The sequence below is a fragment of the Natrinema zhouii genome (assembly GCF_013456555.2).
In the GTDB taxonomy this organism is placed as follows: domain Archaea; phylum Halobacteriota; class Halobacteria; order Halobacteriales; family Natrialbaceae; genus Natrinema; species Natrinema zhouii.
In genome coordinates, this window is record NZ_CP059154.1 from 2,988,636 (window position 1) to 3,009,228 (window position 20,593).

Here is a 20,593-nt window from a genome sequence, read left to right on the forward strand (position 1 = left end):
TTAGACGTCACCCTGTGGTCGGCCGATGAGCTTTCCGTCGCTGATCGCGTCGACGTCGTCTGCGACCATGCGGAACGACTGTTCGCGGCCCTCGGTGTCGGCGCGCTGTGAGAGCCGCGCCTTGTGAATCTCCTTGATATCCTCGTCCATCTCGAGGTCGGCCCACTCGAAGATGCGGACGCGGCCGTCGTCGTCCCGTGCGGGCAGGACGGCTCCCTGCGCGCTGTCGCTGGGTGCGAACGGAACGTCGAGCGCACCGGAGGCGAAGGCCTTGAGCGTTCCCTGGACGACGTCGCCGTCGCCGTGGTCGAAGATGGTGTCCATCAGACAGCGGGTCTCGCGCTCGATGAGGTCCTGTTCCTCCTCGATGCCGTCGATGTCGATCTTCTGTTCGATCGCCATGTCGATGACCTGGCGCGTCGTGCGCAGGCCGGCCGAGTTGGCCTCCATGGTCGGCACCCCCTGGAACTCCTGGGGCGACTTGGTAATGACCTTGTCCGGCTGGGCGATGGCGGCGGTCATGCCGCCGAGGCTGATGACGCCGTTCGCGCGGGCCTCGTCCGGCGGGAAGCCGCCCATCCACTCGTGGAAGACTGTGGTGACGACGACCTCGTCGGGCAGGTACTCGTTGCCCAGCTTCTTGAGCGCGTGCAGGGCGGCCACGTCCTGGACGATGTTGCCGACCTGACCGTAGCCGAGCGTGATCGATCGCACGCCCTGGGTCGCCGCCAGCTTCCCCTCGACGATCATGATCGCGATCGCGATCGAGGGCGGGACGAGCGTGCCGGTGAGGGGGCCGAACGGCTCGCGGTTGATCCGCACGCCGCGTTCGGTGTACGCCCCCGCCAGCCGGTCGACGAACTGCCACTTCTCGATGGTCTCCTCGAGGCCGTGGCGTTTCGTGTACGGAATGTTGTAGGAGATGGGGCCTCCCTCGAAGCTCTGGAAGCCGCCAGCGAAGGTGATCGCCGCGAGCAGCCGGGCGTCCGGGGTGCCGTGGCGCACCTCGATCGGCGCGTCGACCGCGTCGATCAGTTCGCGACAGCCGTCGACCCCGTGGTTGACGGCGGGGAAGCCGTTGAGGGTGTCGTCGCCCGTCTCGAGGGCCTTGTCGAGGCCCTGCTGGGCTTTCTCGTACTCGTTGTCACGCGTGTACGAGTCGATAGTCGTCGGGAGGAGGTCCGCTTTCCCCTCCTCGAGGAGGTATTGCAGCAGTTCGATCTGGTCGTCGAGCCGGGGAACCCCGGCTCGGGGCTGCAAGAGTGGCTTGTCGGCCGACTCGAGGACGTCGGCGAATCGCTTGTGGTCGGGTAGCGACTCGTGGTACGCGATGGCGTCCTCGAAGTCGACGTCTTCGCCAGTATGCCAGTCGGACCGGATCTCTTCGTCGATACGCCGTAGCTCGTCGGATGGAATGCGTTCGTCTCGTATCATCTAGACATCTACGAACTGATAGTTGCCCGTTCCGACTCCGTCGGAGAGATCTGGAGGTCTTCGCGGAGTGCGGCGATTGCGTCCTCGGGATCGGTTTCGGAATCGAAGACGCGGTCGAATCCGAGCTCCCGGAACGTTTTCCGGGTGTCCTCGAAGTCGTCTTGACCGACGGCGAGGTTGCCGCCGATGTAGCTGACCGCGTCGACGTCAGCGTCCTCGAGGACGCTGTGGAATCCCTGACAGTCCTGCTCGGCGTGACCGTAGAGCGAGGACACCAGTACAGCCTGTGCGTCGTGGGCTACCGCGGCTTCGGCGAACTCCTCCTGGGAGGTCTGGACGCCGAGGTTCACGACATCGAAGCCGGCTGCGCTGAAGGCTTGCTCTAAGATTGTGATGCCAACGACGTGGGCGTCGGAGCCAATCACGCCGAGGACGACCGTTTGGGACATCGTATTCAGAATCATGATGGACCTCCCTATAAACCTAATGATCTTCCATGATAATACTGTTTAAGGATCCTTACAGCGTCCCTATGGCGAGTGTTCACACGAGCTGTGGTAGATAGGAACACCTTCATGATCGATGGTAAGGGTTTTGGTAATGGTTTCGTAAGGGGGGCGTACACATGGGAGCACTCTCGAACCTTCGCGTCGTGGATCTGACCCAGGTGCTCGCCGGGCCATACTGTACGATGTTGCTCGCGGACCTGGGCGCGGACGTCGTCAAGATCGAACGACCCGGCGGCGATATGATCCGGTCGAACCCGCCGTTCGTCGACGATCCCGATGAAGAGGCCTACGGCGGCTACTTCCAGAGCGTCAACCGCGGCAAGAAGAGCATCGAACTGAACTTCCGGGAGGAGGAGGATCGGGAGGACTTCCTCTCGCTCGTCGAAGAGGCCGACATCGTCGTCGAGAACTATCGCTCGGGCACGATGGAGAAGTACGGGCTGGGCTACGAGACGCTGAAAGAGCACAACGACGATCTCATCTACTCCTCGATCCGCGGCTTCGGCGACCCGCGGACCGGCGAGACGGACCGGCAGGGCCAGCCCTCCTTCGACCTCATCGCGCAGGCGCTGGGCGGCGTCATGGAGACCACCGGCCAGCCCGACGGCCCGCCGACGAAGACCGGGCCCGGCGTCGGCGACCTCTTTACGGCGACGCTGAACTGCATCGGCATTCTGGCGGCGGTCAACCACCGCGAGCAGACCGGCGAGGGCCAGTACGTCGACACCGCCATGTACGACTCGATGATCAGCTTCACCGAGCGCGCCATCTACCAGCAGTCCTACTCCGGCGAATCGCCGACCCGACGGGGGAACTCCCACCCGACGCTGTTCCCCTACGACGCCTTCGAGACCGAGGACGGCTACGCCGTCATCGCCGCGTTCAACAACAACCACTGGGCGGAGCTCTGCGACGTGATGGGCCGCGAGGATCTCGCCGAGGAGTACCCGACGACGCCGGAGCGACTCGAGAACCGCGAGGCGCTGCGGGCTGAGATCGCGGACTGGGCGCTCGAGCAGACCAACGACGAACTCGTGGGACGGCTCGAGGGCAGGGTCCCGGCCGCGCCCGTCCAGACCACCGAGGAGATCTTCGACGATCCGCACATCCACGCGCGGGACATGCTCGTGCCAGTCGAACAGCCCGGCGCTGACAGGGACGTCGAGATCGCGGGCAATCCGATCAAGATGAGCGAGACGAACCCCGAGCCCCGCGGTCGCGCGCCGCTGCTCGACGAGCACCGCGAGGAACTGCTGGGCGAGGACGCCGACGCCGAGACGGCCGACGACTGAGCGACGATATCGCTCGGTTCGTTCGTCGAGACGGCTGCGAGAGCAAACGAACGATTCGACCGTCAGTCCCGCTCACTCCGTCCTCTCACAGAGACAGACACCACCGTCTCGGATTCGGTTTCTGACGTGTCGATGGATTTCACGGGCGAGCGATTGCACGGTTTCCGCTTGCTCCAGTGTGGGCCGTTTCCCACCGTAGTAGCTGTCCGTCCGGTTTTCCGTGTAGAGACCCCTGAGTTTGTCTGTCGTCGAGTTCGAGAGGAGGGCGAGATCCGAGGCGCGATCGTAGCAGTGGGTGTGATCGTGGAAGTCCGCCAGCTCGTCTCCGCCTTCTGCCAGTGCAAACGCCTCTATCGACCGTTCGATGGCCCCGAAACAGAGCTCGATCGTGGCAGTGTGATAGCCGCCACCATCGATCTGTTCGACGGCGTGGAGCAGCGTACACCCTTTCGTGAGTTGCGCCGTCCAATCGTCGTCCGTGTCGATCGTCTCTTCGTACGTCGGGATTCCGTGACCCTCCTCGTTGAACGCGTCGACAGCGGCCTCGAGTGCATCCGTGATCGCAGTCGGATCGGACTCGTCACGCATCGCTCTCACCAGTGCCCTGCAAGACCATATTCCGAACCGTTTCGAACTCGTCGGTTTCGTAGACAGCGATCCCGTCGCTCAAGACGTCTCGGAGTTCGGTGCGATAGTTCGGAACCGCTCCGAGCGCCTCGACGTCGATCTCGTATTCGTATCGGCTACCGTCGAACGCCTCGTTCTCGAGTCGCTGCCTCACCCGGTTCGCTCGTCGCTGATTTTCCATTCGGTCATCCAGCACCAGCACCCAGAGATCGATATCGCTTCGCCGATCGGCGTCGCCTCGAGCGACGCTTCCGTACAGGACGACCGCGATCACGGACTCGAGTTCGTCGACGACCGTCTCCGCAGCCGCCTTTACGGGCGCGTGGAATTCCGATTGCGGGATCTGGAAGTACGCATCGTCGGGAACGTGGAGGCGGTCGCGATTGATGCAGACCATTCGGCGCGCTCCGTCCCGTTCCGTGACGACGAGTTCGGTACTCGAGAGGACGTCCACCGCTTTGGTGACACTCGGTCTCGAGTAGCCCACCGCGTTTGCGAGGTCCGTAATCGAGAACGCGTCGTCGGGGTGTCGACTCAAGAATAGCAGGACGTCGTCTATCGTTTCGCTCCCGAACAGCCGCTCGTCTCGGACGGGGAGGTCGAGGGTTATCGTCGGCCCGTTCGGTTCCATTTTCATTGTAAAGGTACTGTTTCCCTTTCCACTTATACCTTATACTAGAATCGCGATGGTGGCGCTCCCCAGCGGTCGTAGTACGGATCAGACGATGTCAGTTCGAACGAGCGGGCGGCAAACAGCATGACAACGGTTCCCACCGAACGTTTGAGAGAGGTTTTCGACGGCGTCCGAGCGGAGCAGGACGGTACTCGTCGTTCGGATACGCTCGGCATCATATTGGAAATTTGACTCACCGCAGAAATCGGTTCCTCGAGCGGCCCTCGCTACCAGCAGTTTCTTACTGTGACGATTCGAGGTGGCAGGTATCATGAGTCAGGCGACGCTGTCGGATCGGCCGTACACGAATTCGAATCTCTTCTCCGAACACTATCTCGACGAGCGGATTCAGGAACGGGACGAGTGGGAGTGTGACGCGACCGCCAGCGAGGCGCTGGCCGAACTGCAGTCGCTCTACGAACTCGAGTCGGGCTACTGAAGAAAGCGACAACCCAACGATGCTATAGGATCTCGCGTAGCACAACCGCTAACTTATCTTCCAACTCATCTGCTTGCAAGATCGTGACCGGGTTCTCGGACTGGGCTTCGAGCGATGCAGTATCGTCTTCGAGATCTTGAACGACCAGCAGTCCGTTCCACCCTGAGCCGAAGTAGTTCCCGTCGTCACGACCGAAGACGTAGTCTTCGTTAACCCGAAGAAAGGCGAGGTACTCTAACGTCTCTTTGATTCCACGACGGATCGTGTCCGTGTTGGTACTGTTCTTCACTTCCACGATCAGGTACTCGTGTTGATCGTCCGTCTCGGAGATGATCTCGAGGACAATAACGTCGGGACGACCCGTCTGATTTCGAAACTCCCGACCGAAGTAGTCGCTCGCGATCTCCTTTGCCGTAAGCTGTACCTCATCTGTCCGTGATGGCTCCTCTTGGTCTTCATCAGGAACTGCGACGAACGACAGATTTCGATCAGATGCCGAATTATCGTGATAGAGAGCGATCTGTTTGTCACCATCGAATCGGGCCACCTCCTGCCGACCTGTGGCAATCGTCTTGAACTCGGGTTGGCTCTCTTGCAGTTGCTCGAGCGTTGCGACGAACCGGAAGAGGACGTACAGTTCGAAGAGCGAATCCTGATCGTCGGGTGCAATTGCCGTTTCATCAAGTAGTTCCCTAATTTCGTCTGAGTCGCCCTCATACAGCCGCTCTCGAGATTTGAGTAGTGACGCAGCCTCGCGGTATACCTCCTGTCGCGAATTAGCGGCGGTCGTAAGCATCCGTTCGGTCGGCTCGTAGGTGGCTGGATCGCGAATCCGACGAACGTGGACGTTCCGTTCGACGATTTTCTGTAGCTCGTCAATGAGGTTCTCGTTTCCTTTCCACGTCTCTTGGACCCACTCGTACTCCCCCCGGAGATACTCTTCTGCCTCTCGGATCGTCGTGTGAATAACGGATATCAACCGTTTGAGAACGATGTTTTCGGGGATATCGTAGTCTACTGACCGGTTGTCACAGACGAAGATCGACGTATCTCGAGGGTGTTCGGAATAGCGTTTCTTGATCGTCGCTCCCCAGTTGATTCGTCCGTCAACGGTGCCACGTCGCGTTCGTGATGTTGTTTGCGTTTCCGTTCGAATACTTCGCAGATGTTCCGAGAGCTCCCTCACGAACGAGACGACATCGGATTTGAGAATGAAGTGGAGATCAAGCAGCAGTTCGTACTCCTCGAATCGGTCGTCCAACTGCTCCGGTTTGATCGACTGCGCCAGCTCACGCTCGGGAAACGACCCGCGCATCACGTGGGCGAGGATGTCTTCGGTAAGCTGATCGAGGAGTTCGTTTCTATTCATTCGTCGCAACCGTTACCTGGAGCATCTCTCGTGCCGCTTGCTCGAGAAGCAATGCCTCGATTTCGTTGACAGCCGCTATTTCCTGAACGATCGTCCGTCGCTTCGGAACCCCCTCGAGTTGGGGGAAGATATAGCTGATAACCGCTTGAGTGAGGTGGTACTCGAGTTCGTCCTCGGGATGCTGATTAACGTATCGGAGGATATCTTCGATGATCGCGGGGCCGATCGAGCGTTCCTCCACAGCGTGGTTCGTCTCCCGCCAAACGCGACCGATAGCCATCGCTTCGTTGCGATTGAGATCGAGATCCCACGCGTTTGCGTAGTCGTAGATCAGTTGTTCTAACTGATCATCGTCTGCCGGATCCTCGGGGAGTGTAGGAGCAGGAACGCGAATGAAGGCGAACCGGCGCATGAATGCGTAACTCATCTCGTAGAGCGAGGTTTTGTCGTAGGTGTTCATCGTCGCGAAGATACGCCACGAATTCGGCACGAGATACTGACGGTCCGCAGGACGTCCAGAGAGCTCGTCGGTCGTTGTGAGTTCGATTTCACGACCGTTTTTGGTGTACGGTAGTTGGACTGACTGCCCCGAGAGGAGCGTAAAGAGTTGGCCGAACGCTTTGTCGATGTCTGCACGGTTCAGTTCGTCGACAATGAGTAAATCGTTCGATTGGGCCTCAGTCTGGGCGTTTTTGAGTCGGTTCAGGACGATTCCAGGGGTGAACGCGAGATTGTCACCATCGCTTTCGGATTCGTTCGGCATGTATCCGCCGACCGTATCGAACGTCGACCAGTCGGCGGTCGCCGTCGTCATTTCGAAATCCGAATATAAGTACGGGTGCGTATCTGCCAGCGAGTTGCAGACTCGACGGGCAATCTCCGTCTTTCCGGTTCCCGGTGGCCCAGTTAGGAGGATGTGCTTACCAGCTGTGAGCGCCGTCGTGATCTGCTCGAGAATCCGTTCACCTTGATCATCTGGGAAGTAGAGGCCGTCGAGCGTTTCGGACGGGATCGAACCGCGATACTGTTTGTGAATGTTGATCGCTGGAGCCTCACTCAACGTGTCCGCGATCGCCTCGATGAGCGCCACTGGCTGATCGTGATCGATCGTATCATTGTCTGTTCGAAACGTCGCGTACTGTGACTGGACCGGAAATTCGATACCAGCAACCTCGTTACAGATACTGTTGGCTTGCGCAATCGGGAGGAGATCCGTCGTCAGCGCGTCGCACTCCCGATCGATCTCTGATGTTGTCTTTTCAGTGATCGACCGAGATGTATCGATATCGTCGATCGAGCCGGTGAGGAATAGCCGATCGAACATCGCGACCAACGGATACGACTCCCCGCGTTCGTGTTCGTCCCACCACCACGGTTCCTCTTTCTCGAACGTCCGTCCGAGAATTCCGACTCCGATTATGCCGTTTGGGTGACGGCTGAGTTCTCCGTTCGATGGCTCTTCATGGGAATGGAGAATAACAACATCGCCTTCCGAGAACTCCTCCCATCGACTCCGATATTCTTCTCCGGACGACACCGAACTATACTCGATACTCGTTAGCCAGTAGTCGGATGGGGCAGTGAACTTGTATACCGTCGGTGATGTCGCTCGAATGTGTGATAGCACTGGATGAGTGCTGTCAACCGGTCGAGCTACCGGCTCCGTTTCCGTATCCGTCTCCACGGTGTAACTGTCGTGGAGAATACTGTTCAGTCGAGGTTGACTCAAAACACTCCCGGCATGGTCGATTTCCTCTTGGAGAATCCGAACCCAACAGAGAAAGAGCGTCTTTGCCGGCGAAAACGAATAATGATATCCGACGCCGAGTTCGCTGGCAGTCTCCTCGAGTTCGGGTTCGAGTGATTCGTAGATGTTCCGAAGTTGATCGAATCGTACCGCTGTGTTCGCGGAGACTGTATCAGATGGTTTGAACCCCGTGAGTGCAGCCGACCACTCGGCGACGAGTGCCCCCCCGAGACGGGTTTTGAGCCACGACGTATTCACCGAGGATTCCTCGAGTCGGGTTCGAATATCGGTTATCGCAGCCTCGAGCGTCTCATATTCGTCGGCTGATTCGGTGTCGACAGCTAATTCGGCTGGATAGATCTTGTTACCGCGGATCTGCTCGATAAACGCCTCGATTGAGTCATACTCTGCGAAGAACGTCGATCCACTTCGATCGAAATCGATGCCACTGAACGTGTCGTTTGGCCACCCCCGAAAATCAAGTATCTCCCAGAAATCCTCGCGGTCGAGGGTCGTCTCGTATATCGGATCGAGAAACATTACGTGCTGATACGAAACGTCCGACACCTCTCCCCAACCGATCGCGTCTGTAAATGCCGCTGCCGCCTCCTCATCCAGGATCGTTGCGTGGTCGATACGAGCGAGATGCGTATAGTCGCCTCCGTTACGGCCATCACGATCTGCAAATAAGAGATAATCACCGGTATCAGCCGGTTTGTCCTCTGTATTCCCCCACACTCGAAGGGTCTCGTGCTCTAGGGGTATTTCACAGTACTCTGTGAGTTGATCTCGGTGAACTCCGTCAACGATCGTTCGCTCGAAGTTTATTCGAATTGGCTCGTCGTCTTCCGTCTTTACTGGAACCTGATAGATGGTTGGTGGGTCTCTGTTTGTTTCATCGTTCTCTGATAATCCCGCTCCCATTGTTTTCTAATTCGAGACAGTATCTACCTATAAATCCTGTTACGATATCACGAAGGTCGGTATTTGAATCAACTCGACTGTAAGACCAGTTATATGAAAGAGGTCTCCTGAAGTTTAGCAAACTTCCCGGAGCTCACTACCAAGACCGACTCGCTGGTTAATCGACTTCGAAAGTTCAACTCGTTCGAGGAAGCAGTCAGCCGATGACTATTAGATCCGTAACGTGTGTTCGGTCTGACTGAGCTTTACGACGCGGACTCGGGGAAAATGGGGAGAGTGCCTTATACCTTCAGGACGCCTACACTTTTCGATTATGCCGAACGAGATATTCACGGATCCGGAGTCAGCGACTGACAAGTGGGCCAGCATTCGGATGACGGAACCGACGGAGAAGGAGTGGGACGTCGATTTCGTCGTCGCCGGTGGACGGGTCGAGTACGTCGACCTCCGCGTCCGACCCGAACTCCTCACACCGTTCGTGGCCCGTCTCCTCGAGGACGTCGATGCGGAGACGGCCCGGACGATTCTCTCGGACATCGCTGATCGAAACGAGATCGACCTTCTCGAGGAGCACGGCGACGACTAATCGAGACCTTGCGGACTCGAGTCCCGGTTCCGAACCGGCCGCCCGACGGGCGATGTCGGCAGGTGGTGTGTGGTGATTCGATCGGAACCGCCGACCGGCCGGCTGATCGTCGGGGCTCGAGCCCGACCCCGACTTACTCCTCGCGAAGGCTCGGAAAGAGGTCCGGCGGGATCGAACAGCCACAGGGAGCGACGGAGCCGGTGTGCGGGCCGGTGGCGGCCGAGAACAGCACCGGGTCGCCACAGCGCGGACAGTCGGGGAACGGCGACTCGTCGTCGTCGCTCGCGTCCGACCGGCTAGCCATGGTAATCGGGCCTCGGTCGTTGCGGCGAGGACACTACTCGAGTCGGGCGATTCGACGGTCGTGCGGGACGTTTATGTCCCGGTAGAATCAACGCAATCATGGCAACCGAAGTGTTCCGCTTTGGAAGCCATGTCTCGGGTGCTGGTTCCACCCGGGGCATTTCGATGTAACCCCTTACTTGTGCGTTTAGAGACTGGCTTCCGTTTGGATTGTTGACTTGTTGTGACTTATATCTATTGTTACTTCGGAGAAAGAGAGTCTGCCTCGAGCACCCTGAACTCCGATCACCGACGCTCGAGCCCCTCGATCCGAACCGATCGACTGCTGTGCGTACCGACGAGACGGGAGCGATCGTTCCGTGTTCGAGCGAACTGCCGAACGGCCGGCTATCGCACCAACTGAAACGATTCACACACTAATCGCAAAGCTGTCGTGCGATCGGGTGTGTATTAACTTTCAGTTAGTGCTATACTCGTCGAATTCGACACCTGAACGCCGTCTCGTTCGCTCCGAACGAACGAGCGACCGAACCGGGGCCCAAATCTATATCCTCGCCGTACCGAGAGGTAGGGCATGAGCAACCGAGACGAATCTCGGCGCGAGAGCGTCTCGATCGAGCCGGTTCGCGTCCTCTGTGTGGACGGCGATCCGGATCGCCTCGCCGAGACGGCCGACGCCCTCGAGCGGGCGGACGACGCCATCGAAACGCTCGGTGCGACTGGCACGAGCGATGCGCTCGAGCGCCTCGCCGAGACCGACGTCGACTGCATCGTTTCGGAGTACGACCTGCCCGACGCGGACGGACTGGCGTTGCTGGACGCGGTCCGAACCGACGATGAGGACCGCCCCTTCGTGCTGTTCACGGACGCGGGATCGGAAGCGGTCGCGAGCGAGGCGATCACGGCCGGCGCCACGGACTACCTGCGGCGGGACGCGACCGAGTACGCGACGCTGGCGGAGAGTGTCTGCACCGCCGTCGAAACGGCTCGATCCGAACTGCAACGACAGCGCCAGCTCCGCGCCATCGAAACCGCACAGGAGGGGATCAGTCTGCTGGACGACGACGGCCGATTCGTCTACGTGAACCGGGCGTATGCAGATCTGTACGGCTACGACCCCGCCGACCTGCTTGGCGAGCACTGGGAACGGCTGTATCCGGACGACGAACTCGAGCGCGCCCGCGACGAGATCGTCCCGACGGTCATGGCCGAGGGCGACTGGTACGGTGAGACGACCGGTCTCCGGGCGGACGGGAGCACCTTCGTCGAAGCCCACTCGCTGTCGACGACCGGCAACGGCGATCTCATCTGTACGGTCCAGGACGTGACGGACCGCAAGGAGCGCGAGCGCGACCTCGAGCGCTACGAGACGATCATCGAAGCCCTCGGCGATCCCGTCTACACGGTCGATTCCGAGGGCCGGTACGCGTTCGTCAACGACGCCTACGCCGAGATGACCGGCTACGAGAAGGACGAAATCGTCGGCCGACACGTCTCGTTCCTGCTCGACGATTCGTCCATAGAACGCAGCCTCGAGTGTATCCGGTCGCTGCTCTCCGACGACACCGACGTCCGCCAACGCACCTACGAGATCACCGTCGAAACGGGCGACGGCAGACCGATCCGCTGCGAGGATCACCTCTCACTACTGCCCCTCGAGGACGGCCGGTACCGCGGCGTCGCCGGCGTCGTTCGCGACATTACCGAACGCACGGCGCGCGAACGGAAACTCGAGCGCGACGAGACCATCCTCGAGACGATCCCCGACGAGGTGTACGCGCTCGACGACGAGGGCTATCTCACCAAGATCGTCCCGCCGATCAACGCCGAGGTGACGACGACGGGGTACCGGCCCGAGGAACTGGTCGGCGAACACATCTCGATCTTCATGGACGACGAGGACATCGCCATGGCCGAATCGGAGATCCGCGACCTGTTGCGTTCCGACGACCGCGACCACGCGTCCTTCGAAATGGAGACGATCACGGCGGACGGCGAACGGGTGCCCAACGAGAACCACATCGCGACGCTGCCGCCGGACGAGGACGGCCGATTCCAGGGGACCGTCGGCGTCCTGCGCGACATCACCGACCGCAAAGCCCGCGAGCGAGAGCTGAAAGAACAGAACGAACGTCTCGAGCGATTCGCCAGCATCGTCTCCCACGACCTCCGGAATCCGCTGAACGTCGCGCAGGGACGACTCGAGGCGGCCCGCGAAACCTGTGACTGTGCCGACGACGACCTCGAGGCCGTCGCGTGGGCGCACGATCGGATGGAAGTTTTGATCGAAAACATCCTCATGGTCGCACGAGAACGCGACCCGGTGTTGAACGCCGAACCGATCGACTTGGCAGCGCTCGTCGAAGACTGCTGGCAGAACGTCGACACGGCCGACGCGACGTTGCGAATCGAATCGGACGCCGCCATCTACGCGGACCGGGCGCGGCTCACGCAGCTCCTCGAGAACCTGATCCGCAACGCCGTGGAGCATGGCTCCACGAGCCCCGACTCGCAAACTCGTCGAGACGCCGTCGAGCATGGCTCGACGAGCCGTTCAGAACCTGACAGTTCTGAAGATGCGGTCGAACACGGCGGCCAGCGCGTCACGATCACCGTCGACGACCTCGGAGAAGCGGCTGGCAGCGGCTTCTCCATCGCGGACGACGGCCCCGGGATTCCGGCGGACGAACGCGAGCGCGTGTTCGAGAGCGGCTACTCGGGCGCTGACAGTGGAACCGGTCTCGGTCTCGCGATCGTCAAGCGGATCGCCGAGGACCACGGCTGGACCGTGGCCGTTACCGACGGGGACGACGGCGGGACGCGGTTCGAACTGACCGGCGTCGAGCGGGCGGATCGGCGACGAGCCGACGGCGACGGAGAGTAATCCTTTTGCGGGTCCCCTGCACACGGTCGGGTATGAGCAGCAACTGGCCGGTCGATCCCGACGGTGAGGAGGGCAGCGAGGGGATGCGCAAGTTCGACATGCGGATCATCGCAGACAAGGTCAACGAGGAGGAGGACTTCCCGATGGACCGCGACGAGTTCGTCGCGGAGTACGGCGACTATCCGATCCGAATCAACTACGAGACGGTCGTGCCGATGAGCGAGATTTTCGAGTACGTCGAACCCGAAGAGTTCGAGACGATGGTCGACATGCACAAGGCCATCGGCGCGGCGATGCGCGCCGGCGGCTTCTGGAAGTACCACCCGCAGGGCAAAAACCCCGAGAAGAAGCCCGCCTGAGGCCCGATTCCCGAGTCGCATCACGAATCTGGATTACGTATCACTTATACGACGGCGTTCGAAAGAATCGGTCACCGTGACTAACACGCAGGTAACGCTCGTTCAGATCGACAACTACGGGCCGTGGACCGTGACGCCGGACCCCCGTCGAGAGGCCGATCTGCAGACGATGCAGTCCCGGCTGTTTGCGGACATCTCCCAGTTCGTCGGTAATCGCGGCGGCTACGCCTTCTTCACTCGCTTCGACAACATGATCGCCGTCACGAACGGCTGTTCGCTCGAGGAGCACGCGCTCCTCCAGGAATCGGTCGGCAACCGGTACCCCGTGACGCTCAGTCTCGGCGTCGCGACCGGCACGAGCCCCGTGCAGGCACTATCCGACGCGACCGAACGCCTCCAGGCGGCCGGCAGCGCACAGGACAAGAATCGACGCGAGTGTCTCGAAGGCCGAGCCATCGAAGACGGCTACCGGACCGACGACGACATCCAGATCGCCCACTTCGACGTGATCAACGCGACCGGAAACTACACGGACGAACTCAACGCCTTCGACACGTTCATCGAGATCGAACAGGGCTACGCGGAACTCATGCGGCACATGCGTTACGCCCACGACAGCCTCTCCTTTTTCGTCGGCGGCGACAACGTCATCGTCATCTGCCCCGACCTCGAGGAGGCCGACTACGCGGAGGCGACCGCTCACGTCGCAGAAGCCGTCGACGTCGAGCTGCAGGTCGGCGTCGGTCGCGGAAAGAGCGCCCACGAAGCGGGCTTCGACGCGAAACACGCACTCGAGACCTGCCGAGCGGACGGGACCAGGGTCGAACTCGAGTGGGAGACGGCCTGAATCCCGGAAGTAGAGTACTTCGCCGCCGGTTTGCTTAAGTGTGGCGGGGGTAGCTTTTAGCCCGTCAGTGTTATCTATTCACACATGGAATCGGAACTGTCAGTCAGAGATGTCCTGACGACCGACTACGTCGGAGTCAGCGAGTCCGACGCCGTGCTCGATGTCGTTTCCCTCATGCGCGACGAGCGGACGAGTTGCGCGCTGGTCGTTCGCGGTGCGGAGCCGGTCGGCATCGTCACCGAGTGGGACGTGCTCGGTCTCGTCGACGACGAACGCGACCCCGCGGAGACGACCGTCGGCGACGCCATGACGACCCCGGTCATCACGGTCGGTCCCGAGCGATCGCTCACCGACGTCGCCACGACGATGGCTCGCCAGAACATTCGCAACGTCATCGTCGAAGACGACGACGGTATCGTCGGGTTGGTCACCCAGCGCGACGTCATCGCCGCGGCGAGTTCGTTCCAGGCGACGATGACCCCCTCCCGATCGAGCGAGCCGCCGGTCGACCGGGATCGCGGGATCGCGGACCCGATGACCGCCCATACGACCGTCGAGGGCGACGCCAGAGTGCTCCCCAACGGCGGCGACGAGTACACCACCCAGGGCGTTTGCGAGGCCTGCGGCTCGCTCGCGGACGCGCTGTGGGACGCCAACGGCCAACTCGTCTGTGCGGACTGCCGGACGGTGTGACGAACCAACTCCACCGGCCGGCGTGAGCCGTGTCACCGGCCACCGCTCCCTATCTCTCCGATAGAAAGACCTTTCGGTGGCCGCGGTGCACGGACCGATAATGATTGCGACCCTCGACGACCTGAACGTCGAAGGGACTACCGTCGGTGTTCGCGTCGACGTCAATAGTCCGATCGGCGACGATGGCACGCTCGCGGACGACGCCCGACTGCGCGCTCACGTCGACACCCTCTCGGAACTCTTAGAGCGCGGCGGTCAGGTCGCCGTCCTCGCCCATCAGGGTCGGCCCGGCAGCGACGATTTCGTCTCCCTCGAGTCCCACGCGGATCGCCTCTCGGAACTGCTCGGCCAGCCCGTCGACTACGTGGATGCGACCTTTACCGACGCCGCCCGCGACGCTGTCAGGGGCCTCTCGAACGGCGACTGCCTCGTCCTCGAGAACACCCGCTTTTACAGCGAGGAGTACATGGAGTTCGACCCCGAGCGGGCCGCTCGAACCCACCTCGTCGAAGGGCTCGAATCGGTGCTGGACGTCTACGTCAACGACGCCTTCGCCGCGGCCCACCGCTCCCAACCCTCGCTCGTCGGACTGCCGACGGTCCTCCCCAGCTATGCCGGCCGCGTGATGGAGGCCGAACTCGACGTGCTGGGTTCCATCGAAGAGACCCCCGAACCCCGCGTCTACGTCCTCGGCGGCGCGAAGGTGCCCGACTCGATCGACGTCGCCTGGTCCGTCCTCGAGAAGGGGCTGGCCGATCACGTCCTCACCGCGGGCGTCGTCGGCAACGTCTTCCTCATCGCGGACGGCGTCGATCTCGGCGACGCCAGTTCCGACTTCATCTACGAGCAGGGCTACTGGGACGAGATCGACCGCGCGGCCGACCTGCTCGACGCCTACGGCGACCGGATCGCGCTCCCCCGCGACGTCGCCGTCGCCCGGAACGACGAGCGCCACGAACTCGGCGTCAACGCTCTCCCGCCCGGAAACGGCGAGTCCGCGATGGACATCGGCGAATCGACGCTCGACTACTATCGGCGGATCCTCGGGGACGCGGAGACGGTGATCCTCAACGGCCCCGCCGGCGTCTTCGAGGACGATCGCTTCAAGACCGGAACCCGACAGCTCTACGACGCTGCCACGGACATCCCCACGAGCATCGTCGGCGGCGGGGACACCGCCTCCGCGCTGCGCAAACTCGGCGTCGACGGGTTCTCCCACATCAGTACCGGCGGCGGAGCCGCGTTGCGAATGCTCACCGCCGAATCACTCCCCGCCGTGACGGCACTCGAGAATGCCCCCAAACAACCCGCAGCCGACGATTGAACCGGCCTCCCGGGACGACCTCGATACCCTCGCGGACATGTGGGTCCGCCTCGCCCGCGACCAGCGCCAGTACGAGTCGGCCGTCCGCGCCGACGCGAACCGCGAGACGATGCGCGAAACGCTCGGGGCCTATCAGGTCGCCGACGGGCTATTCGTCGCGCGTCTCGAGGGCGATATCGTCGGCTTCGCCTCGGTCTCGATCGAACGCGGCACCCTCGAGCTCGACAGCACCCGCGGGATGCTCTCGAACATCTACGTCGAACCCGCGGTCCGCGGTCGCGGGATCGGCACCGCGTTGCTCGAGGCCGCCGAGAAGTCGGTCGCCGAGCGAGGTGCGGACGAACTGTTGCTTGAGGTGATGGCAGACAACGAAGCCGCCCGCCGCTTTTATCGCCGCGAGGGGTACGACGAGTTTCGGGTCACGATGGCGCGCTCGCTCGAGGACCGGGGCGAAAACGATACACATTCAAAGGAGGACGGCTAACCAACGGCCTGCGCCAGGGGAGCATGGGCGGTTCATGCACTCGACTTGTAATCGAGACTTCCGGGGTTCAAATCCCCGCCCTGGCTTGAATCCTCAGGTTCAAAGCCCCTACCTTCTGGTATCGGCAATCTCGGTGGTTTTGAAAATCTCAGGTTCTCGAACCTCAGGTTCAAATCCCATTCTAATTATGCCGTTCATCGGGGGTGTCCGGCGTGACATCGGCCGGGCTGACCCAGCCAGAACAGCCACCGATCGGAACGGCGGCTACAGTCGCTCTAGATGGACGTCCCTTGTCCAACATATGGGGCGAACTCTCGAGTTCCGAAGCCTTCCAGGCCGAATTAGTGAACGCGGTCTTAGACGCTGGCCGGGAACGGGGTTACCTCGAGTATCACGACTTGCTCGAGAACGCCGAGATTGACGCACTACACGGTTCTCTCCGATCCCTTATGTTTTGGGCGTTGCACAAGGGAATGAATCGGCCCTATGGTCGTTCCTACGTGAGATGAGAGAGTTAGGAACGGGACACTCGGAGATTACCGACGCTGTCGACATGGCCCGACTGTTCACTTTGGCACTCGAGAACCAACCCGACCGGGACGTCCCGACTGTGGCTTTCGAGATAGAACCAGAGTTCCGAGAACGGCGGGCCAATCAACGGAGAGAGATATGCGAGATAGTCGCTGAACTCTCTCGAAGTGTCGACGTCCATCTTATGTCATCTCAAGATCACCTCGCACGACCTCCGCCGTGACTCTGCTCACATGATGCTCGTTCGGGAGCGAATGAATCCGCGGGTTGTGATGGAAGCCGGTGGATGGGACGACTATCAGAGTCTCGAGCCCGACCTCTCGAAGCCTGACGAAGGGAAATTATCGACGAATTCACCCGCGCTGGCCGCAAATAACGGGGAAATATTAGATATTCGAAAGCACTAAATAACAGTAAATAATAAGTATGCATGATGTTCGACGATAAACTCCGACGGCGAGATATACTAAAGAAGACAGCAATCGCGAGTGCCCTCCCGATGGCGACGGGGGTAGCGTCAGCAAAACAGCCCGGCCCCGAGGACGGCGTCAAGATTACGGGCACGTCCAAAACGAGTCCCGATGCAGTTAAGGAGGACGTTCAGGCGATCACCAGACACGACGGGGCGAAAGCATTGGCGTCGCGTATCGAGGACAAAACAGGGTTCGAGATGGACGACGAGTTTGCGGTTGGCATCAACCTCGAGACGGACGACAAAGCCCTCAATGCGCACAATCCCCGCATCATGCATCTCCCTATAAAGCCCTCCGGCGTCGGCGATCTCTCAACCGTGGACCCTACGGGAGGGACAGTTTCGTCGCAACCCGAGTTCTCCATCGACAACGGTAGTGTGCTTATGGCGCTCACGGTGCGGGCGAAAGGAGAACGAACGCTCGCAACGCTCATGGGGATAACCAGAGAGAAGTCCGGAAGCAGCTCGCTCCTTGCGAACGACTCTGAGCAGGTGGAGACAAAGTTGTTCACTGTTGAGGATGGGTCCGCGAAGATACACCGAGAACGCACGGGCCAACAACCGCTGAAATCCGCCTGGCAAGCCAAAGCCGGAAGGAACACGTCGACCGTCACGACCGCGGACACCGGATTCACATGCTGGGGGTGCGCGACCGTCGTCGGCCTCGCCTGCGCTGGCACAGCAACTCTTTCAATGTCGTCGTGCGCTTCGGCAGCGGTTGCGTCAGGCGCATTTAACCCCTGGGCTGGTGCTGCAGTATCGGCCTTCTGCTTGTACATCGTCTCGAACGCAGGCACGCTGAGCTGTGCCGCCGGGACTGCAGCCATTTGTTCCAGCGTCTCGGGCGATTGTGATTTCCTAGAATAACGCTACCGGGACCATATTTTTATGAATGAACGCCACGTATCTCCATCTAACCCAAAATGGATACAGAAATAACAATGATTAGGAACGGCGCGGCGTTCGGAAAGCTAGCTGGCCGCGTGACCGCAGTCGCACTCGCGCTGTACGTTGTCAGTCTCGTCTATCAATCGAACGAGGAACTGGCAGCGGTCGCACTCGGCAGCGTCGTTACACTGTACGCAGTCATGTCGCTCGCTCGGGACGTTCAGTACGGCTACTCTCCATGGGAGCCCGTCAGGTGGACGACGGTTCCCCCTGGCGAACTCAATGCGGGAGAGCGTCGGCGTGCGCTCCGCTGGACAATTGTGCTGAAGCTCCTCCTAGTCGTCGGGGCCGTCAGTGGCTTCGCCGTCGTCTTCGCAGCCGGTCTCAAGACGCTGGGATACGTGTTACTCATCGGTGGTTTCCCTGCCCTAATAGTCAAACTGTATAAACACTATTTGGACGAAACAAGACCGTGGCACCCGTCCATGCCGTCCCGCCCGGACCAATTGGTATCTGAGCAATAACTGACGCTAACAGAATCGCCGCGCCAGGTCTGCACAGCACTACCCGCTGTGGAACCGAAGCCCTCTGTCGATCGGTTTCAGCTCGACCGGCCGACGCGACGTCAACAACGAATCTACCCGTCTGATCGACTCGGCGAAAAACGCACTTCCCGAGGCCCTTGATGATGTCCTTACCCGAGTACGTTCCGGGTGTCACTAACTAGCGATATTCTCGCAGACATAATAAACCCACATTTAGTGATCAAAATGATCACTACCTACAGGACTGATATTAGAGCCACGGCGCCATCGACGGCTCGGTCTCCTCGTCGGTTTCAGGGACTGGTCGGTCGTGCAACCCGAGCGCCTCTACTTTTCGTCTCGACTTGACTGGCAACCCTGCTGGACTCGTCTCTCGCGACGTACCATCGCCCCTCCTTGGTGACGGTGATCGTCTCGCCGTTCGGCTCTCCGCGAGGCTGCATACCCATATGTACTCCCAATACGGCCCAAGTAAAATGCCTTCCACCTCCGGACGACGCTCGAGTGTCCCGATGTCTATCGCTTGGTGATGTGTGTGAGATGTATTCTATGACACGCTTATGACATTGAGCCAATGGTGTGTAAGTGGGGTTTCTCTCGAGGCTCGTCGAAACCTCTCTGGCGATATGGTAGGTCAGACAAATATAACGCTATACACGCTGGTATTTGGGCCGAATGGGGATAGTCTGGTACCATGATTCAAGCTAAAGGTTCACCTCTCAAATGCTGGGACCTACTCGAGGCTGGCAGAGACAGGCCCCGGGGCTATTGTGATTCATAGTGTCAAGGTGGCGTGCGGGGGGAGACGTTGCATCGCGTCCCAAACATCCTCCCCCTGCTCCGTGACACACCACCACGAAAGCTATCTCGGGCTCCCCATCCCGACGTAGCTCTTCACCACGATCGACGACTCGAGGAACCTAATTCTCTTAGTCGAAAATCCATTGCCGGTTGCCTATTGTTTATTGATAACAGGACTCACTATAGGAGCGCAGGGCTTGCATCTTCCCGCATTCCCTGCCAGTGACAAGAGGCTGTGGCCGTCCCCCTTCGGCCGTTTACCCTTTCCTCAGACGTTGTTCCCATTAGTGTGTACTCTTGAGGAACCCGGTTCTACCCATCTTTACTCTACTTAGAGGTATCAGTAGTCACACTTTTGAACTAACAGTAGAAATCCTCTCTTATGGAATGTACAGCCTGTGGGGAGGATATAAACCAGGCGAGTCTGTTCTGTCGCTTTTGTGGTCATGAACTACCAGCTGCCCCTGACGATTTTGACTTGAAAAGCAAAATGCTGTTATAACGACACGACTTCGAACCTCGGGTCGGCAGCCCTACCCTGCCTTTTCCGCTCGTAACGGACGGACGCAACTGCGGGACCGACCGCGATTTGAATGACATGACAGCTATCGTTCCGCTGCCTCATTTCGGTGGATTAGTCTCGTTTTCACCGGACGGATCGACCGACAAATCGTGGAAATGGTTCCCGCTGTATTGGATGTGTACGGATTGATATGTGGCCAGACGGGTTAATGTACTCTCGGAGAAATTCGCGGGTGTGAAAAACAGGTATATCGCGATATTCGCGGTTGAGGGCGCTGGAATCGGGGTCCTCTTCTATTTGCTCGTTCGGCATACAATTAGAAATAGTATTGATGTTTCT

18 protein-coding genes, 1 tRNA gene and 1 pseudogene are annotated in these 20,593 nt (G+C 60.0%); 12 read left to right on the forward strand and 8 right to left on the reverse strand.

Annotation, left to right across the window (positions count from 1 at the left end):
• Positions 1–1,434, reverse strand: coding sequence for a methylaspartate mutase subunit E (locus tag HYG81_RS33550; RefSeq protein ID WP_180840515.1), 1,434 nt, complete (start codon positions 1,432–1,434; stop codon positions 1–3).
• Between the two features lie 8 nt (positions 1,435–1,442).
• Entirely contained in the window at positions 1,443–1,898 is a 456-nt protein-coding gene (gene glmS, locus HYG81_RS33555) for a methylaspartate mutase subunit S (protein ID WP_180840516.1), read from the reverse strand.
• A 161-nt stretch (positions 1,899–2,059) separates the two neighbouring features.
• Here glmS and mct point away from each other — a divergent pair, with 161 nt between their 5' ends.
• A complete protein-coding gene (mct, locus tag HYG81_RS33560; protein WP_180840517.1) occupies positions 2,060–3,235 on the forward strand; it encodes a succinyl-CoA:mesaconate CoA-transferase in 1,176 nt (391 codons plus the stop codon).
• 72 nt (positions 3,236–3,307) lie between these two features.
• Here mct and HYG81_RS33565 read toward each other — a convergent pair whose 3' ends face one another.
• A complete protein-coding gene (locus HYG81_RS33565) occupies positions 3,308–3,823 on the reverse strand; it encodes a DUF8154 family protein (RefSeq protein ID WP_180840518.1) in 516 nt (171 codons plus the stop codon).
• The gene (locus HYG81_RS33570; protein WP_180840519.1) at positions 3,816–4,499 is read right to left on the reverse strand and encodes a nucleotidyltransferase domain-containing protein; all 684 of its coding nucleotides are present in this window, start codon (positions 4,497–4,499) and stop codon (positions 3,816–3,818) included. Before HYG81_RS33570 ends, HYG81_RS33565 begins: the two co-directional genes overlap by 8 nt.
• Positions 4,500–4,806: 307 nt before the next feature.
• Here HYG81_RS33570 and HYG81_RS33575 point away from each other — a divergent pair.
• A pseudogene (locus HYG81_RS33575) lies at positions 4,807–4,968 on the forward strand (restriction endonuclease); the annotation flags it as partial.
• Positions 4,969–4,996: 28 nt separating this feature from the next.
• On the opposite strand, the gene HYG81_RS33580 reads toward HYG81_RS33575, so the two are convergent.
• Both HYG81_RS33580 and HYG81_RS33585 read right to left on the reverse strand, forming a co-directional pair.
• Positions 4,997–6,343, reverse strand: coding sequence for a hypothetical protein (locus HYG81_RS33580; RefSeq protein ID WP_180840521.1), 1,347 nt, complete (start codon positions 6,341–6,343; stop codon positions 4,997–4,999).
• Positions 6,336–7,667, reverse strand: coding sequence for an AAA family ATPase (locus HYG81_RS33585; protein ID WP_226375961.1), 1,332 nt, complete (start codon positions 7,665–7,667; stop codon positions 6,336–6,338). The genes HYG81_RS33580 and HYG81_RS33585 overlap by 8 nt, the downstream gene beginning before the upstream one ends.
• A 1,660-nt stretch (positions 7,668–9,327) precedes the next feature.
• Between HYG81_RS33585 and HYG81_RS33590 the strand changes: the two genes are divergently transcribed.
• On the forward strand, positions 9,328–9,600 hold the full coding sequence (locus tag HYG81_RS33590) for a hypothetical protein (protein ID WP_180840523.1): 273 nt from the start codon (positions 9,328–9,330) through the stop codon (positions 9,598–9,600).
• 133 nt (positions 9,601–9,733) lie between these two features.
• Here the strand turns inward: HYG81_RS33590 and HYG81_RS33595 are convergent, their stop codons facing one another.
• Positions 9,734–9,904 carry a hypothetical protein gene (locus HYG81_RS33595; RefSeq protein WP_180840524.1) on the reverse strand — a complete coding sequence of 57 codons (171 nt, stop codon included), beginning with the start codon at positions 9,902–9,904 and terminating at the stop codon, positions 9,734–9,736.
• Positions 9,905–10,477: 573 nt separating this feature from the next.
• Here HYG81_RS33595 and HYG81_RS33600 point away from each other — a divergent pair.
• The 9 genes from HYG81_RS33600 (at position 10,478) to HYG81_RS33640 (ending at position 18,909) form a co-directional block, all read left to right on the forward strand.
• Complete coding sequence (locus tag HYG81_RS33600; RefSeq protein ID WP_180840525.1) at positions 10,478–12,787, forward strand: PAS domain S-box protein; 2,310 nt, start codon at positions 10,478–10,480, stop codon at positions 12,785–12,787.
• 32 nt (positions 12,788–12,819) lie between these two features.
• Positions 12,820–13,146, forward strand: coding sequence for a DUF5785 family protein (locus tag HYG81_RS33605; RefSeq protein ID WP_180840526.1), 327 nt, complete (start codon positions 12,820–12,822; stop codon positions 13,144–13,146).
• Between the two features lie 76 nt (positions 13,147–13,222).
• The gene (locus HYG81_RS33610; RefSeq protein WP_180840527.1) at positions 13,223–13,993 is read left to right on the forward strand and encodes a GTP cyclohydrolase III; all 771 of its coding nucleotides are present in this window, start codon (positions 13,223–13,225) and stop codon (positions 13,991–13,993) included.
• A gap of 84 nt (positions 13,994–14,077) precedes the next feature.
• Positions 14,078–14,686 (forward strand): CBS domain-containing protein, encoded by a 609-nt coding sequence (locus HYG81_RS33615; RefSeq protein ID WP_180840528.1) that lies wholly within the window; start codon positions 14,078–14,080, stop codon positions 14,684–14,686.
• Positions 14,687–14,786: 100 nt separating this feature from the next.
• Positions 14,787–16,010 carry a phosphoglycerate kinase gene (locus HYG81_RS33620; protein ID WP_180840529.1) on the forward strand — a complete coding sequence of 408 codons (1,224 nt, stop codon included), beginning with the start codon at positions 14,787–14,789 and terminating at the stop codon, positions 16,008–16,010.
• Positions 15,979–16,494 (forward strand): GNAT family N-acetyltransferase, encoded by a 516-nt coding sequence (locus HYG81_RS33625; RefSeq protein ID WP_180840530.1) that lies wholly within the window; start codon positions 15,979–15,981, stop codon positions 16,492–16,494. Before HYG81_RS33620 ends, HYG81_RS33625 begins: the two co-directional genes overlap by 32 nt.
• A 12-nt stretch (positions 16,495–16,506) precedes the next feature.
• Positions 16,507–16,580: transfer RNA gene (locus tag HYG81_RS33630), tRNA-Thr, on the forward strand.
• A gap of 878 nt (positions 16,581–17,458) precedes the next feature.
• On the forward strand, positions 17,459–18,364 hold the full coding sequence (locus HYG81_RS33635; protein WP_180840531.1) for a hypothetical protein: 906 nt from the start codon (positions 17,459–17,461) through the stop codon (positions 18,362–18,364).
• 56 nt (positions 18,365–18,420) lie between these two features.
• Entirely contained in the window at positions 18,421–18,909 is a 489-nt protein-coding gene (locus HYG81_RS33640) for a hypothetical protein (protein ID WP_226777492.1), read from the forward strand.
• Positions 18,910–19,223: 314 nt separating this feature from the next.
• Here the strand turns inward: HYG81_RS33640 and HYG81_RS33645 are convergent, their stop codons facing one another.
• On the reverse strand, positions 19,224–19,373 hold the full coding sequence (locus tag HYG81_RS33645) for a hypothetical protein (RefSeq protein ID WP_226777493.1): 150 nt from the start codon (positions 19,371–19,373) through the stop codon (positions 19,224–19,226).
• Between the last annotated feature and the right edge of the window lie 1,220 nt (positions 19,374–20,593).

Coding starts and splice junctions, on each gene's coding strand:
- mct (WP_180840517.1), top strand. CDS start 2,060: ATGGGAGCACTCTCGAACCTTCGCGTCGTGGATCTGACCCAGGTGCTC.
- HYG81_RS33620 (WP_180840529.1), top strand. CDS start 14,787: ATGATTGCGACCCTCGACGACCTGAACGTCGAAGGGACTACCGTCGGT.
- HYG81_RS33600 (WP_180840525.1), top strand. CDS start 10,478: ATGAGCAACCGAGACGAATCTCGGCGCGAGAGCGTCTCGATCGAGCCG.
- HYG81_RS33580 (WP_180840521.1), bottom strand. CDS start 6,343: ATGAATAGAAACGAACTCCTCGATCAGCTTACCGAAGACATCCTCGCC.
- HYG81_RS33565 (WP_180840518.1), bottom strand. CDS start 3,823: ATGCGTGACGAGTCCGATCCGACTGCGATCACGGATGCACTCGAGGCC.
- HYG81_RS33635 (WP_180840531.1), top strand. CDS start 17,459: ATGTTCGACGATAAACTCCGACGGCGAGATATACTAAAGAAGACAGCA.
- HYG81_RS33595 (WP_180840524.1), bottom strand. CDS start 9,904: ATGGCTAGCCGGTCGGACGCGAGCGACGACGACGAGTCGCCGTTCCCC.
- HYG81_RS33605 (WP_180840526.1), top strand. CDS start 12,820: ATGAGCAGCAACTGGCCGGTCGATCCCGACGGTGAGGAGGGCAGCGAG.
- HYG81_RS33615 (WP_180840528.1), top strand. CDS start 14,078: ATGGAATCGGAACTGTCAGTCAGAGATGTCCTGACGACCGACTACGTC.
- HYG81_RS33590 (WP_180840523.1), top strand. CDS start 9,328: ATGCCGAACGAGATATTCACGGATCCGGAGTCAGCGACTGACAAGTGG.
- HYG81_RS33640 (WP_226777492.1), top strand. CDS start 18,421: ATGGATACAGAAATAACAATGATTAGGAACGGCGCGGCGTTCGGAAAG.
- HYG81_RS33570 (WP_180840519.1), bottom strand. CDS start 4,499: ATGAAAATGGAACCGAACGGGCCGACGATAACCCTCGACCTCCCCGTC.
- HYG81_RS33585 (WP_226375961.1), bottom strand. CDS start 7,667: ATGTTCGATCGGCTATTCCTCACCGGCTCGATCGACGATATCGATACA.
- glmS (WP_180840516.1), bottom strand. CDS start 1,898: ATGATTCTGAATACGATGTCCCAAACGGTCGTCCTCGGCGTGATTGGC.
- HYG81_RS33645 (WP_226777493.1), bottom strand. CDS start 19,373: ATGCAGCCTCGCGGAGAGCCGAACGGCGAGACGATCACCGTCACCAAG.
- HYG81_RS33550 (WP_180840515.1), bottom strand. CDS start 1,434: ATGATACGAGACGAACGCATTCCATCCGACGAGCTACGGCGTATCGAC.
- HYG81_RS33625 (WP_180840530.1), top strand. CDS start 15,979: ATGCCCCCAAACAACCCGCAGCCGACGATTGAACCGGCCTCCCGGGAC.